The organism is Amycolatopsis sp. A133 (genome assembly GCF_031082405.1).
Classification (GTDB): domain Bacteria; phylum Actinomycetota; class Actinomycetes; order Mycobacteriales; family Pseudonocardiaceae; genus Amycolatopsis.
The window spans coordinates 32,788-45,724 of sequence record NZ_JAVHJU010000057.1; the positions used below are offsets into that span (position 1 = coordinate 32,788).

Annotated in this window: 12 protein-coding genes and 1 pseudogene; 6 read left to right on the plus strand and 7 right to left on the minus strand. The window is 72.0% G+C overall.

Annotated features, from left to right (window positions below):
• Positions 1 to 10 precede the first annotated feature (10 nt).
• Entirely contained in the window at positions 11 to 796 is a 786-nt protein-coding gene (locus Q5425_RS32700; RefSeq protein ID WP_308676209.1) for a helix-turn-helix transcriptional regulator, read from the plus strand.
• Here Q5425_RS32700 and Q5425_RS32705 read toward each other — a convergent pair.
• The 5 genes from Q5425_RS32705 to Q5425_RS32725 form a co-directional block, all read right to left on the minus strand.
• Entirely contained in the window at positions 708 to 1,304 is a 597-nt protein-coding gene (locus Q5425_RS32705; RefSeq protein ID WP_308676210.1) for a hypothetical protein, read from the minus strand. The two genes, Q5425_RS32700 and Q5425_RS32705, sit on opposite strands and share 89 nt — an antisense overlap.
• On the minus strand, positions 1,301 to 1,993 hold the full coding sequence (locus Q5425_RS32710) for a hypothetical protein (RefSeq protein ID WP_308676211.1): 693 nt from the start codon (positions 1,991 to 1,993) through the stop codon (positions 1,301 to 1,303). The genes Q5425_RS32705 and Q5425_RS32710 overlap by 4 nt, the downstream gene beginning before the upstream one ends.
• A gap of 323 nt (positions 1,994 to 2,316) precedes the next feature.
• Positions 2,317 to 2,604 carry a type VII secretion target gene (locus tag Q5425_RS32715; protein WP_308676212.1) on the minus strand — a complete coding sequence of 96 codons (288 nt, stop codon included), beginning with the start codon at positions 2,602 to 2,604 and terminating at the stop codon, positions 2,317 to 2,319.
• Positions 2,601 to 3,788, minus strand: coding sequence for a PPE domain-containing protein (locus Q5425_RS32720; protein WP_308676213.1), 1,188 nt, complete (start codon positions 3,786 to 3,788; stop codon positions 2,601 to 2,603). The genes Q5425_RS32715 and Q5425_RS32720 overlap by 4 nt, the downstream gene beginning before the upstream one ends.
• Positions 3,781 to 4,209 carry a hypothetical protein gene (locus Q5425_RS32725; protein ID WP_308676214.1) on the minus strand — a complete coding sequence of 143 codons (429 nt, stop codon included), beginning with the start codon at positions 4,207 to 4,209 and terminating at the stop codon, positions 3,781 to 3,783. The genes Q5425_RS32720 and Q5425_RS32725 overlap by 8 nt, the downstream gene beginning before the upstream one ends.
• Before the next feature lie 195 nt (positions 4,210 to 4,404).
• Between Q5425_RS32725 and Q5425_RS32730 the strand changes: the two genes are divergently transcribed.
• Positions 4,405 to 6,240 (plus strand): cellulase family glycosylhydrolase, encoded by a 1,836-nt coding sequence (locus Q5425_RS32730; RefSeq protein WP_308676673.1) that lies wholly within the window; start codon positions 4,405 to 4,407, stop codon positions 6,238 to 6,240.
• 123 nt (positions 6,241 to 6,363) lie between these two features.
• Here the strand turns inward: Q5425_RS32730 and Q5425_RS32735 are convergent.
• Together Q5425_RS32735 and Q5425_RS32740 are read right to left on the minus strand one after the other, a co-directional pair.
• Positions 6,364 to 6,516, minus strand: a pseudogene (locus tag Q5425_RS32735) (hypothetical protein); the annotation flags it as partial.
• Positions 6,516 to 9,650 carry a LamG-like jellyroll fold domain-containing protein gene (locus Q5425_RS32740; protein WP_308676215.1) on the minus strand — a complete coding sequence of 1,045 codons (3,135 nt, stop codon included), beginning with the start codon at positions 9,648 to 9,650 and terminating at the stop codon, positions 6,516 to 6,518. The pseudogene Q5425_RS32735 and the gene Q5425_RS32740, both read right to left, overlap by 1 nt.
• A gap of 207 nt (positions 9,651 to 9,857) precedes the next feature.
• Here Q5425_RS32740 and Q5425_RS32745 point away from each other — a divergent pair, with 207 nt between their 5' ends.
• From Q5425_RS32745 to Q5425_RS32760, 4 genes are all read left to right on the plus strand, one after another.
• Positions 9,858 to 10,262: a peptidase inhibitor family I36 protein gene (locus Q5425_RS32745; RefSeq protein WP_308676216.1), complete on the plus strand. Its 405-nt coding sequence runs from the start codon at positions 9,858 to 9,860 to the stop codon at positions 10,260 to 10,262.
• A 125-nt stretch (positions 10,263 to 10,387) separates the two neighbouring features.
• On the plus strand, positions 10,388 to 11,386 hold the full coding sequence (locus Q5425_RS32750) for an ABC transporter substrate-binding protein (RefSeq protein ID WP_308676217.1): 999 nt from the start codon (positions 10,388 to 10,390) through the stop codon (positions 11,384 to 11,386).
• Positions 11,383 to 12,141 carry an ABC transporter ATP-binding protein gene (locus Q5425_RS32755; RefSeq protein WP_308676218.1) on the plus strand — a complete coding sequence of 253 codons (759 nt, stop codon included), beginning with the start codon at positions 11,383 to 11,385 and terminating at the stop codon, positions 12,139 to 12,141. The genes Q5425_RS32750 and Q5425_RS32755 overlap by 4 nt, the downstream gene beginning before the upstream one ends.
• Positions 12,138 to 12,884: an ABC transporter permease gene (locus tag Q5425_RS32760; protein WP_308676219.1), complete on the plus strand. Its 747-nt coding sequence runs from the start codon at positions 12,138 to 12,140 to the stop codon at positions 12,882 to 12,884. The genes Q5425_RS32755 and Q5425_RS32760 overlap by 4 nt, the downstream gene beginning before the upstream one ends.
• The last annotated feature ends 53 nt before the right edge of the window (positions 12,885 to 12,937 follow it).

Consider the following 12,937-nt stretch of genomic DNA (forward strand, 5'->3'; position numbering starts at 1 on the left):
GATGGTGCCGATGGCCGAGCCGCAGTCGATGGACGTCCCCGCGAGCGGGTACCTCGTCGTCCGCGCGTCCGGGGCGGCGGCCGCGCGCGCCGCGATCCTCGGCGGCCGCCGGGACCCCGAGGACGTCCAGCTGCTGCTGCGCTGTCCCGTCCCGCGGGCGGTCGCCGAGTCCGGCGCGAAGCTGACGTTCGCCGACGCAACGCTGCACCTGCAGCCGTCCGGCGTCGTGATGCTGACCGTCGCGGCGGCGAAGCTGTCGATCTCCTTCGCCGAGCTGCGGCCGCTGATGTTCCGGCCGGTCGAGGTCGACCCGCCGCTGCGTTCGCTGTTCGCCGGCGCCGTCGCGCACGTCGTGGCGGCCGGCCCGCGGCTCGACCCGCACGGGCTGGCCCACCACCTGCTGGGGCTGGCCGAACTGGTGCTGCGGAGCGCCCTGCGTGTCGAACTCGACCGCGTCGACGCGTTCGCGGCCCGGCGGCGCGAAGCCCTGGAGTACATGCGCGCCCACCTCGGTGAGCAGTCGCTCAGCGCGGACAGGATCGCCGAAGCGCTGTACATCTCGCGTCGGCGGCTGTACCAGCTGTTCGACGACGGCCAAGGCGTGTCGGAGCGGCTCAAGGGCCTGCGGGTCGAGCGCGCGAAGGTGTTGCTGGCCGACCCGGCGAAGGCGGGGCGCGGGATCGCGGAGATCGCGCGGGACTGCGGGTTCACCAGCGCCCCGCACTTCTCGCGGACGTTCCGCCAGGCGACCGGCCGGACCCCGCGCGAGTTCCGGGAGCGGGCGCTGCGGGGGTGAGGTCGACGCCGGCGACGAGCGTCCCGGCCAGGCCGGCGACCTCCAGCCAGCCGCGGCCACCGGGGGAGTGCAGGGTGAACACGGCCGCGCGCGGCCGGTCCGGGTCGAGCACGACGGCCTGCAGCTGCGCGCCGGACAGGCCGATCCGCTCGACGATCACCACCGGGTAGCCGCGGCCGGTCTCCGCGGAGCTGACCTCGCGGATGCCGGGGGTGGTGTCCGCGATGAACCAGCCGAGGCCGGCGGCCTCGTCGATCGGGCCGTCGACCGGGACGACCCCGGCGATGAGCAGGGCGGGATCGGCGTCGCGGTGTTCGACGAGGGCCAGCAGCCCGGCCCGCTGCTCGTGGGCGATCTCCGCGCACTGGACGGCGGCGGCTTCCAGGCCGAGGTCGCGGGCGGCGTCGGGACCGCGCAGGCGGGCCATCAGCGCGTGCAGCTCGGCGGTGGTGCGCTCGACCGAGTCCAGGTTCACCGGGGTGATCCCCGGAACGGCGGGCAGTTTCACCGGCCACCCAGAGCCGCGGCGAAGGCGCTGACGGCCCCCGGCGGTGGCGTGACCGGCACGACGGGCGTCTTCGCAACGGTCACGCCGAGCTCGCGCCCGACGGCCGAGAAGGTCTCGAGGTGGGTGGTGATTTCGGCTGAGCCGGGTGCTTCCGGCAAGGGAGAGCCGTCGCCGAGGGCGCTCAGCCGCTCGGCGACACGGGCCGCTTCGGTGCGGTGGGCGCGTTCCAGGTCGCGGGCTTCGGCGAGGACGCGGTCGAGGTCGTCCCGGCGGGCCGCGAGCCGGCCGCGCGCGGCGGCGAGGTCCGGCTGGGCAGCGGGGGAGAACTGGGCTTCGGTTTCGGCTTGTTCGACGTCGTCGTGCGCGGAGGTGACGGCTCGGCGCGCGGCGATGGCGCGGCGGTCGAGGTCCTCGGCCCGGCGGTGGTTCGCGAGGAGCGCGCCGGCCCAGCCTTCGAGAACGCCGGCGGCGGCGCGCAGGGTGTCACCGGTCGCGGCCAGACCGGCGGCGGCTCGTCCGGCGCGGTCCGCGAGTGCTTGCGCGGACCGGCCGGCCCACCCGGGGACCGTGCCGGGCGAGGGGATCTCCTCGAGCCGGGTTGCGGTGGCGATGCAGCGGCGGGCGGCCTCGGCCACGGCGTCGGGGCTGCCGGGGACCGGGTCGAACCCGAGGCCGCGGAACTCAGCCATGGGCTCGGGCCAGTTGGCCGGGGGCGGGGTGGCCGGGCTGGGGTGTGGGGCGGGGGGTGGCGCTGCTCGGCTGGCCGGGGCTCGGGCGGTGGGGCTGGGTCATGGGGCGGGGGATGGCGCTGCTCGGTTGGCCGGGGGCGGGGTGGCCGGGCTGGGGTGCTGGGCGGGGGGTGGTGCTGCTCGGCTGGCCGAGGGTCGGGCGGTGGGGCTGGGTCATGGGGCGGGGGATGGCGCTGCTCGGCTGGCTGGGCTCGGGCGCTGGTGCGGCGAGGGCTCGCTCCGACTCGCCGGAGGCAGGGCGGTTCGGCTCGAGGCCGCGGAACTCAGCCATCGGCTCGGCCCAGCTCCTCGGCCGCGGCAGCGTCCGTTGCCCGGTAGGCCTTCGCGGCCGTCCGGACGCTCGCCGCCGCACTGGCGAAGTCCCTTTCCACCGCCCGTATCCTGCCGGACCACTCGCCGGTCAGCGCGGTGAGTGCCGCCGAGACCGGCGCCGGCCCGAGGTCGTCCGGTGGCTCCAGCGAGTGCGCGGCCGAGCGGTACTCGTCCGCCGTGTCCTCCAAGCGCCGCGCCAGCGCGTCGAGGGCCGACGGGTCGGCGTGGAAGCCCGTCATTCGCCGAACACCGGGGGATACGCCGGCGGGAGGTCGTCGAGCAGGTCGTAGCCCTTCGCGTACTTGTCGCGGTGCTCGGTGTCCTCCTCGCGCCGCGTGCCCTGGCCCGGCGGGTACATGCCGTACCCACCCGCCGGGGCGCGGCCGCTCGTCGCGCCCGGTCCGAAGCCCGACGTCCCGCCTCCGAACCGGCCCGCTCCGGCCCGCCCGCCTTCGCCGAGCGTCCCGGAGCCAGGCGGCCCGGAGCCCGGCGTCCCGGCTACCGGAACGCCCTCGAAGCCGGGACCGTAGCCGGAACCGGAACCGGCGGCGGCCGGCGAACCCGGTCCGGCGGCCCCGATGACCCCGTCGAGCGCGCCCGGGACCCCGGCGCCGGTGAACGTGGGCGGCAGCGCGGACGCCGTCGACGTCGAGTCGTCCGGCCCGTCGTGGGATCCGTCGTTCGGCGGCGGGGCCGGGTCGCGGGGGACCGGAGGCGCGGGCGGGGTCCGGACCACCGGCGGCCGCGGCGTCGAGCCGGAGCCGGCGGTCACCGGCGGGGCCGTGTCGAACTCCGGGGGCAGGCGGTGGCGGACGTCGTGGCTCGCGCTCTCGTACTGTTCCATCACGCGGACGGCCGCGGCCTTGGCGTCGTCGGCTTCCTTCTTCGTCGGCAGCTTGTCGTCGAGCAGCTGGTCCAGCAGGTACGTGCCCTCGGGGCCGTCGAGCCGCTTCACCGCGTACCCCTGCCGGAACCACCGCTCGGCCCAGTAGTGCACCGGCTCGGGCATCCGGTGCCGGGCTTCGCTGACGACCGACGTGTACGTGTCGAGGCCGGAGCCGACCCGCTGGGCGTTCTCACCCACCGTCGCCGCCCAGCCGGTCAGCCGGTCCACCGATTCCGCGGCCTGGTCCGCCGACGGCCCCTGCCACGACTCCCGCAGCTTCCGGACCAGCGCCGACACCTCTTCGGTCGCCGAGCTGACGCCGGCGGCGACCTCCTTCCACCAGGCCGCGTGCCGGCCGAGTTTCGCCGGGACGGCCGACTGCACCATGTCCCACAGCTCGCGGTGCTCGTAGCTGTCCCAGTTGATCCGGCCGAACGTGGCTTCGCGGTTGTTGACGGCCTTTTCCCGGCGGACCCGCCGGGCCTTGGCCCGCTGCCGGGCGGTCGGGGCGTGGTGCGTCGAGTAGAACTCAGGCATCGGCGTCCCCCGCCGGCAGGGCCGCGGCGGCCTCTTCGTCGTTGCCCTGGTGCATCGTCACGACCGTGTCGAGCGTCTGCCGCAGCGTCGCGAGCTCGGCCAGGTACGACCGCAGCGCGGCCTGGACCCCGCCGGCCTCGGCGCCGCCGCGCACCGCGAACGACCGGCGCATCCAGTGGGCGACCGGTCCCTTGCCGTCGGCCAGATCGGTGTCGAGGGCGCGGGCCGTTTCGAGGTGGCGGCTCAGCTCGTCGTAGCGCTCGTCGATGGCCCTCTTGACGTCCTCGACCCCGTCGTAGTGGAGTTCGATGTGGAGTCCGGTGCCGCCGGTGCTCGCGACGACCGGCTCGTTCGACTCGAGCTGCTGCTGCTCCGCGCGCAGCTGCCGCCGCGCGTCGGCCTCGTTGCGCACAGTCGCCATGGAGCTCCTCCCTCGCTGCCCAGGTGTCCATCCTGGCCAATGCCCGCCGTGTTGAGAAGAGCGACCCACCCGGGTGCACGGGTGGACATGAAGACTGCACGGGCGGATAGGGGTCAGCACCGGATTGCCGCTCACGACCTCCTTACGGCCCTTATCCGGCGGGCCGCGAGTTGGTTGACTTTTAGCGTGCGGATCTTGGGTGCGCTGCTCACCGTCCTGCTCGCCACCACCGGCGGCGTCGTTCCCGTCGCCCGCGCCGAGGCGGACCCGCCGTCCTGGACCGGGCCGCTCAGCACCCGCGGCCGGTACGTCGTCGACGCGCACGGCGACCGCTTCAAGCTGAAGGCCGCCAACTGGCACGGCGCGAGCGGCACGTGGACCGGCTCCGGCGACCGCAACGACCCGGCGAACCACCACGCCGGCGAGATCGCCCACCAGACCCCGCTCGGGCTCGACCGCGCGTCGATCGACACGGTCGTCGACGGGCTCGCGCAGCTCGGCCTCAACAGCGTCCGGCTGCAGTTCTCCAACGCGATGCTCCACGACACCCGGCCCGTCCCGGACCTGGCCGCCAACCCGGACCTGCGCGGCCTGACGCCGCTGCAGGTCTACGACCGCGTCGTCGAGCGGCTGACCGCGCGCGGGTTCGCCGTCGTCCTCAACAACCACACCACGACCTCGCGCTGGTGCTGCGGGCTCGACGGCAACGAACGCTGGAACACCGCGCAGACCGAGCAGCAGTGGCAGGACGACTGGCTGTTCATGGCGCGCCGCTACGCCGCGAACAAGCGCGTCGTCGGCGCCGACCTGTACAACGAGGTCCGCCGCGACACCTTCGACGACCCGAACTGGGGGTGGGGCAACAGCACCGACTGGCAGCGCGCGAGCGGGCAGGTCGCCGATCGCATCCTCACCGAGGCGAACCGAGACCTGCTGATCTTCGTCGAGGGCATCAACTGGACCGGGCTGCCGATCGACGGCTTCCCGCACGGCCGGCCGACACTGGAACCCGCCCGGACGCTGTCGCACACGCTCGTGGACTCGGGCAAGCTCGTCTATTCGGCGCACTTCTACGGCTACACCGGGCCCCACCACTCCGGTGCGACCGGTATCGGGGAAACGCACGACCCGCGCTACCGCGACCTCTCGCCCCAGGAACTGCGGGACGTCCTGTACCGGCAGGCCTTCTTCGTCTCGGCCGACACCGGCCGGCACTACACCGCGCCGCTGTGGATCAGTGAATTCGGCGAAGGCCGCAACACGACCGACCCGGCGTCGCGCGCGTTCTTCGAGAACTTCGTGAACTACCTGGCCGAGACCGACACGGACTTCGCCTACTGGCCCGCGGTCGGCTTCCAGGCCAACGGCTCCGGTGACGGCTGGGCGCTGCTCGGATACGACTCGGCGGGCCGCCGCATCGACGTGCTCGACGGCACGGACTGGCGCGGCCCCGCCTGGCGGCGGCTGGTGACCGCCCCGTCGCGAACCGGGCCGGTCCCGGACGACGTGGCGCACTGGTCGATGCTGAACCTCGACTACGCCGACTTCCCGGCGTCACGCCAGGTCCGCGCGCTGCCGGACTGGAACCCCGGCGCCCGCAAGGGCGTCTGCCCCGACGGGCAGCGGCTCGCCGGCCTGGCCCACACCGGGAACCGGGGCCTGTGCACCGGGCCGCTCGCCGCCCCGGCCGGGTACGTGACCGTGCGCGACGAGACCCACGTCGACACCGACTGGGCGGCCGGCTACACCAAGACGCAGTGCCCGCCCGACCACGCGGTCGTCGGGTACAGCGTCCAGGGTGCGGCCTTCTCGGCGGTGTTGTGCGGCCGGTCGGCGACGCCGCTGGGCCGCACGGGCCGCACGGTGTGGTTCGACCGCGGCGACAACCGGCCGTCCGGCGACCCCGGCGGCGACTTCGCGACGGGGAACACCAAGGGCCAGTGCGCGCCGGGGGAGTACGTCGTCGGCGTCGCCTACACCGGCCGGATCGGTTCGAGCCGCACGCCGGACGCGCTGCTCTGCCGGTCGTAGGCCGTGGTTCCGTCCTGACCTCGCGGTCACGGCCGCTGTTTGATCCGCGCGGCGGGCAGGCCCGACCACTTCAGCGATGCGAGCCGCGCGGAGGTCCGGGCGGCGGGTGATCGCCTCGATCCACCGGAGGTAGGCCTTGCGGTAGAACTGCGCCAGCGTGTCGAAGAACGCGGCCGCGGCGATGTCTTCGGCGAGGTCTTGGCGTTGCTGCACCGCGGGTGCCGCGCTTCGCAGCGCGGCACCCGCGTCGCCGGAGTCCCCGGCGCGGGAGGGCATCAGGAGTGCTGGGCGACCTCCGTGTCCGTCAGCGCCTTGCCGACCACGGCGACCTCGTCGACCGCGCCGGGCCAGAAGTCGACGTTGCGGCCGTCGTACTTGGCCCGCCCGACCGTGAACGCGCCGGTGCCGGCGAGCGCCGGTCCGGCCGGGGCCGTTGCGACCTTCACGCCGTCCACGTAGAGCCGGATCTCCGTGCCGGCCCGCACCCCCGTCAGCTCGTACCAGCGACCGATCTCCGGCGCGACCTCGTAGCGGGCCCGGTTGCCGCCGGGGGTGCTGAACGCGAACGCGCCCTGACCGTACTGCAGGTAGAACGGGCTCTCCCGCTCCCGGCCGTCCTGGCTCACCGCGGTCGCGTAGTTGCCGGGCAGCTCGTCGAGCCGCACCTTCGCGGACACGGTGTAGTCACCGGTCGTGTCGACGACCGGGCCGTAGGTGTCGGCGGAGCCGCCGGAGAACTGCAGCGCGCCGTCCTTGAACGTCACTCCGGTCGGGGTGAGAGTCAGCGGATTGTTGCCGCCGCTCGAGTCCCTGGCGGTCGTGCCCCCGCGCTCGTCGAGGTGCCACGCGCCCTTCCCCGCGTACGGGTAGGGCTTGCCCGCGTCGGCCCCGGCTTCGATCACGCGCCGGTTGATCTCGCGGACGGGACCCGGGTCGACCTTGAGGCGCTTGCGGTCGTAGGTCCAGAGCCCGTTGAGCTCGCCTTCCAGGTCGGTGACCTGCGTGTAGACCGAGGCCGACAGCTCGGCCCGGGCCTGTCCGAGGTAGAACGTGCGGGTATTGTCGACGTACTTCGCCGTCAGCGCCGCCTTGTCCGCCACCCCGCTGTAGATCGCGATCGGCGCACCCGGCCACTGGTGACCCGGCGTGCGCAGCGTGAAGCCGCCGTGCTCGCCGTCCATCGCGACGCGCGTGCCGTCCGAGCGGGCCGGGTCGGTGTTGTTGTAGTCGTGGTGGTCGATGACGTCACCGCGGCCCGAGTCGCCCTTGGAGGCGCAGCAGTTCACCCCGCTGTGGGCGTTGACGATCCGGCTCGGGTCGGCGGCCTTGACCTGGTCGGTGATCCGGCCGGTGGCGGTCTTGTCCCACTCGCCCCAGCCCTCGTTGAACACGATCCAGGCGTAGATGGACGGGTAGTTCTGCAGCTGGTGCATCTCCTCCAGGCCCTGGCTGAGCCAGGCTTGCTGCGCCGCGGGGTTGTTGCCGTCCTCGACGGACACGAAGTCCTGCCACACGAGCAGCCCCAGCCGGTCCGCGTGGTAGTACCAGCGGGCGGGCTCGACCTTGATGTGCTTGCGGACGGCGTTGAAGCCGAGGTCCTTCTGCGCCTTCAGGTCGAAGACGAGGGCCTCGTCGCTCGGCGCGGTGTTCAGGCCGTCCGGGTAGAAGCCCTGGTCCAGCTGCATCAGGTTGAAGATCGGCTTGCCGTTGAGCGTCAGCTTGGGCGTGCCGCCGACGTTGGTGATCCCGGTGGACCGCATGCCGAAGTAGCTCTTGACCTTGTCGCCACCCAGCTTGATCTCCAGCTGGTAGAGGTACGGGTCGTCGGGCGTCCACAGGTGCGGGTTGGGCACCGGCAGCTTCAGGTTCGCGTTCGCCGGTCCGGTGACCGCGGCGACCTGCCGGCCGCGCGCGTCCTTCGCGACCGCGGTGACGGTGGCGTTGCCCGCGGACTTGACGTTGAGGGCCAGCGAATTGGTGGTGAGGTCGGGAGTCGTCTTGATCTCGTCGATGCCCTTGTCCGCCACCGGCTCCAGCCACACCGTCTGCCAGATGCCCGACGACGGGGTGTAGAAGATGCCGCCCGGGTTGGGGGACTGCTTCCCCTTGGGCTGGTACGGGCCGGTCGTGTCGGTGACGGCGACGACGATCTCCTGCTCGCCGCCGCGCTTGAGCGCGTCGGTGATGTCGGCGCCGAACGCCGTGTAACCGCCGGTGTGCTCCGCGACGAGCTTGCCGTTCACCCACACCTTGGCCTGGTAGTCGACCGCGCCGAAGTTCAGCTTGAGGCGCTGCCCGCCGCCGATCTTCCAGTCGCGCGGGACGGTGACCGTGCGGCGGTAGAACATGTGGTCCTCGTGCCGTTCGAGCCCGGAGAGCTGCGACTCGATCGGGTAAGGCACGACCACCTTCTCGGGCAGCCGCTTGCCGAACGACGGCTGCTGGCCTTCCGTGGCCGCCGAGAACTCCCACGGGCCGTTGAGGTTGACCCACTTGTCGCGCTCGAGCTGCGGCCGCGGGTACTCCGGCAACGGGTGGCGCGTGTCGGCGTTCTCGCCCCACGGCGTCCGGAGCCGTTCCGTCGACGCGTTCGCGACCGTGCGGCCGGTCTTGCCGACCTTCGTGCCGTTCACCGCGAGAGCGCCCGCGCCGTCGTAGTAGAGGGTGACCCGCTGGCCCTTCAGGACCCTCTCGGCCAGCCGGATCGTGACCCGGCTGCCGCTCGTCGTGATGAGCGAGACCGGCATCGGCGTCGCGTCGACCTCGATCCGCAGGTGGTCCTGCAAGTCGCTCGTACCCGAGACACGGCCGTCGAAGTCGGTGGTGAGCGTGCGACCGTCCCGGGACACGTCCGCCGAGCGCGGCACGCCCCGGTAGCCGGCCGGAGGCGTGAACGCCGACAGCGGCACGATCTGCTTCGTGGTGGTCGCGCTCGACCAGCGCAGGAACATGTTGGCGCCGCCGACGTCCTGGAACATCTCCAGCTTGAAGTCGTACTGCCTGCCGGCGGTCAGCGTGACCGGCGCGCTGGTTTGTTCGTTGTCCCAGTCCCCGACCCAGTGGTCGATCACCGGAACGCCGTCGACGAACAGCCGGAACCCGTTGTCGCCGATGGCGTAGAACGTGTAATCGCCGGTCTGCGGCACGGCGAGCTGTCCGGTCCACCGAGCGGTCGTGTGCTCCGTGCGCCCGGCGACCAACCCGAAGACCGAGGTCAGGTCCGGGTGGTCGACCTCCCCGTCCAGCGCGGTGCCGGCCAGGTTCGCGAAGTCCCGCGCGCCCGGCACCGACATCGTGTAGTACTCGGCCTTCAAGCCGTGCACGGGCTCGGCGGCGCCTGCGGACGGCGTGCCGGACACCACGCCCAACGCCACCAGCAGGGCGACGAGGGCGGAAGCGGCTCTTCTCATCGGGGCGGTCCCCTTCACTTTTACAACGTTGTAAAACGATCTGAAGGGATCCAATCAGATGAATCGGACTCCTCACCACCGCCGAGGCGGTCACGATCGGGTAACGGCACTCAACCGCCATCGCGCACCGGCCGTGACGTGCTCGACCGGCACCACGGGGAACCGGGGTGCACGGGTGACACGTCGCTTGGATCAAGGAGAGTTTGCATGGTGGTTTTCGGTCGGCAGGTCGCTCGCGTGTCGATGGCCGTCGGGGGAAGTCTCTTGCTGGCGGCAACGGCGGTGAGCACGGCGGAGGCGGCCACACCGCGCAACGGCAGGTGTGAGGTCGGCGAGTTCTGCCTGTACTACGGCTCGATGGAGTCGAGTTCGGTGTCGGACTTCAACGGCTCGGTCGCCGACTACGGGAGCAGTCAGCCGGGTTGCTACGAATTCAAGGGTGAAGGCACCGGCCGGTACCAATGTGTCAAGAACAACGCCGAGCTGGCGTGGAACCGGACCACCGGGCACACGGTCGTCCTGTATTACTCCGGTGGGTCGATCACGCTCGCCGTTGATGCGGTGCGCAGCTTGAACGACAGGAACACCTCGCACAAGTTCATCAAGAACTGACCGGCTGCGTCGAGGCGGACGGACAAAGGCGGAAAGCCCCGTTCATGCGAGTAGCGGTTGTTCGCGGTCGCGATGGAGGTCGAAGCTACCGGGACAAGACCATCGGTTTCGCCGGGGAGGGTGTCATGAGGCCTGGTCTGGCTGTTCTGCTCGCGGTCGCGCTGGTCGCCACGGCGTGCGGCGGGCCGGGCGGCACCCCTTCCGGCGGCCGGGACGAAGTCGGCTACCTGACGTCGTTCGGCACCTTCGGCCGGGACGCCTACGCCTATGTGGCTCAGGAGAAAGGCTTCTTCGCCGAGGCCGGGCTCGATGTCACGATCACGCCGGGCAGTGGCACGGTGGACGTGCTCAAGCTGGTGGCCGGCGGCCGGGCGGACGTCGGCACGGCGGACTTCACCGCCACCGCGATCACCGTGGCGAAGGAAAAGCTGCCGGTCACCGCCGTCGCGGCGGTGCACCAGCGGTCCCTCGCCGCGATCGTCTCGCTCGAGGGCCACGGCATCACCAGGCCGGCGGACCTGGCCGGGAAGAAGATCGCCGATCAGGCCGGCTCGACGAACCAGGTGATGTTCCCCGTCTACGCCAAGGCCGCGGGCCTCGACCCGGCCTCGGTGCGGTTCGTGGCGGCCGCTCCGCCCGCCCTTCCGCAACTGCTGGCGAGCGGGCAGGTGGACGGTATCGGGCAATTCGTCGTCGGTCGGCCGCTCATCGAGGCGGCGGCGCGGGGCAAGAAGGCGGTCGTGCTGCCCTACGGTGACCTGGTGCCCGACCTGTACGGCAACGTGGTCGTCACGTCGAAGGAGCTCGCCGCCAGGAATCCCGCGCTGGTGCGGCGGTTCACCGCGGCGCTGCTCAAGGGGCTCGGCTACGCGATCGAGCACCCCGGCGAGCTCGGCGCGATCCTCAAGAAGTACCAGCCGGCCCAGGACGCGGGGGTGGCCGCCGCCGAGATCGGGCTGATGGCGCCCTATGTCCGGCCTGCCGGCTTCACCGGCCCGCTCGGCCAGGTCGCCGAGGGGCGGGTGCGCAAGATCATCGGCACCCTCACGGACGCCGGTGCGGTCCCGGCCGGTGTGCTCAACCCCGCCGACGTCGTCTCCTTCGGGCTGGTGCCCCGGCCGTGATCGTGCTGGACGGCGTGGCACAGGTCTTCGACGGCCGGGCCGGGCCGGTCCAGGCGCTCGCCGGAATCGACCTGGAGGTGGGCGAAAACGAGTTCGTCGCGGTCATCGGGCGGTCCGGGTGCGGCAAGTCGACGTTGCTGCGGCTCATCGCCGGGCTGCTGCCACCCACCAGGGGACGGATCTTCGTCGGCGGCGAGCCGGTGACGAAGCCGCGGCGCGACGTCTCGTTCATGTTCCAGCGCCCGGCGCTGCTGCCGTGGCGGTCGGTGCTGTCGAACGTCATGCTGCCGATCGAGATCTTCGGCCTGGACCGGAAGTCCTACCGGGACCGGGCGCACGAACTGCTGGAGCTGGCCGGCTTGCGCGGCTTCGAGAAGCGGTTGCCCCACGAGCTTTCCGGCGGGATGCAGCAACGGGTCTCGCTGTGCCGATCGTTGATCCACGCTCCCGCGGTCATGCTCATGGACGAACCGTTCTCCGCGTTGGACGCCTTGACCCGGACGGAGCTTTCCGGGGAACTGCAACGCATCCAGCTGGAGCTGCCCCGGACGGTCGTGTTCGTGACGCACTCCGTCGAGGAGGCGGTCGTGCTCGCCGACCGGGTGGTGGTGCTCACCCCGCGGCCCGGCCGGCTCCGCAAGATCGTCGACCTCGCCGTCGACCGCCCCCGCGTGCCCGGGCGCCCCGACGTCGATCAGGCGGCTCGCGAGCTGCGCGACCTGCTCACCGCACCGGTCGACGGGGGAGCGGCGTGAGGGGCCGCGTGCTGCCCGCCGTGGGGGTGCTGGTGCTCATCGGCCTCTGGTGGCTGGCGACGATCGTCTTCTCGATCGAGCGGTTCCTCGTCCCGAGCCCCGCCGACGTGGTCGCGTCGTTCCTCGAGCTGCCGGGATACCTGCTCGAGCAAACCCTGGTCACCCTCGTCGAAACCATCGAGGGCTTCTCACTGTCCATTGTGGTCGGTATCCCGCTCGCGATGCTGATCGTCCGGTCCCCGCTCCTGGAACGGACGTTCTACCCGATCCTGCTCGCCGTGAACGCGGTGCCCAAGATCGCCATCGCCCCGATCCTGGTGGTGTGGTTCGGCTTCGGCCAGGGGCCGAAGGTGGTCCTGGTCGTGCTGGTGTGCGTCTTCCCGGTGATCATCTCGACCGCGTCCGGGATGAAGTCCACGCCGCACGAGCTCGTCGAGCTGCTCCGCTCGTGGGATTCCTCCCGCCGCCAGGAGTTCTTCAAGCTGCGCTTCCGCCACGCCCTGCCGCAGATCTTCGTCGGGCTCAAGGTGGCGATCTCGCTCGCGGTCATCGGCGCGGTGATCGCGGAGTTCGTCGGCGCCGACGCCGGGCTCGGTTTTGTCATCGTGCAGTCCGGTGCCAGTGCCGACACGTCGCTGGCCTTCGCCGCGATGACCCTGCTGGCGATCATGAGCATCGTGTTGTTCTACGGACTGGCCCACCTCGAGCGGAAGCTGTTGCCGTGGGCCGAGGAGCACCGCTGAGCGACCCGGCCGCCGGAGCGCAGTCCGCGACCGGACTGCGACGTCGTGGGGAC

Coding starts and splice junctions, on each gene's coding strand:
- Q5425_RS32725 (WP_308676214.1), bottom strand. CDS start 4,209: ATGGCGACTGTGCGCAACGAGGCCGACGCGCGGCGGCAGCTGCGCGCG.
- Q5425_RS32740 (WP_308676215.1), bottom strand. CDS start 9,650: ATGAGAAGAGCCGCTTCCGCCCTCGTCGCCCTGCTGGTGGCGTTGGGC.
- Q5425_RS32700 (WP_308676209.1), top strand. CDS start 11: ATGGCCGAGCCGCAGTCGATGGACGTCCCCGCGAGCGGGTACCTCGTC.
- Q5425_RS32710 (WP_308676211.1), bottom strand. CDS start 1,993: ATGGCTGAGTTCCGCGGCCTCGGGTTCGACCCGGTCCCCGGCAGCCCC.
- Q5425_RS32750 (WP_308676217.1), top strand. CDS start 10,388: ATGAGGCCTGGTCTGGCTGTTCTGCTCGCGGTCGCGCTGGTCGCCACG.
- Q5425_RS32745 (WP_308676216.1), top strand. CDS start 9,858: ATGGTGGTTTTCGGTCGGCAGGTCGCTCGCGTGTCGATGGCCGTCGGG.
- Q5425_RS32720 (WP_308676213.1), bottom strand. CDS start 3,788: ATGCCTGAGTTCTACTCGACGCACCACGCCCCGACCGCCCGGCAGCGG.
- Q5425_RS32715 (WP_308676212.1), bottom strand. CDS start 2,604: ATGACGGGCTTCCACGCCGACCCGTCGGCCCTCGACGCGCTGGCGCGG.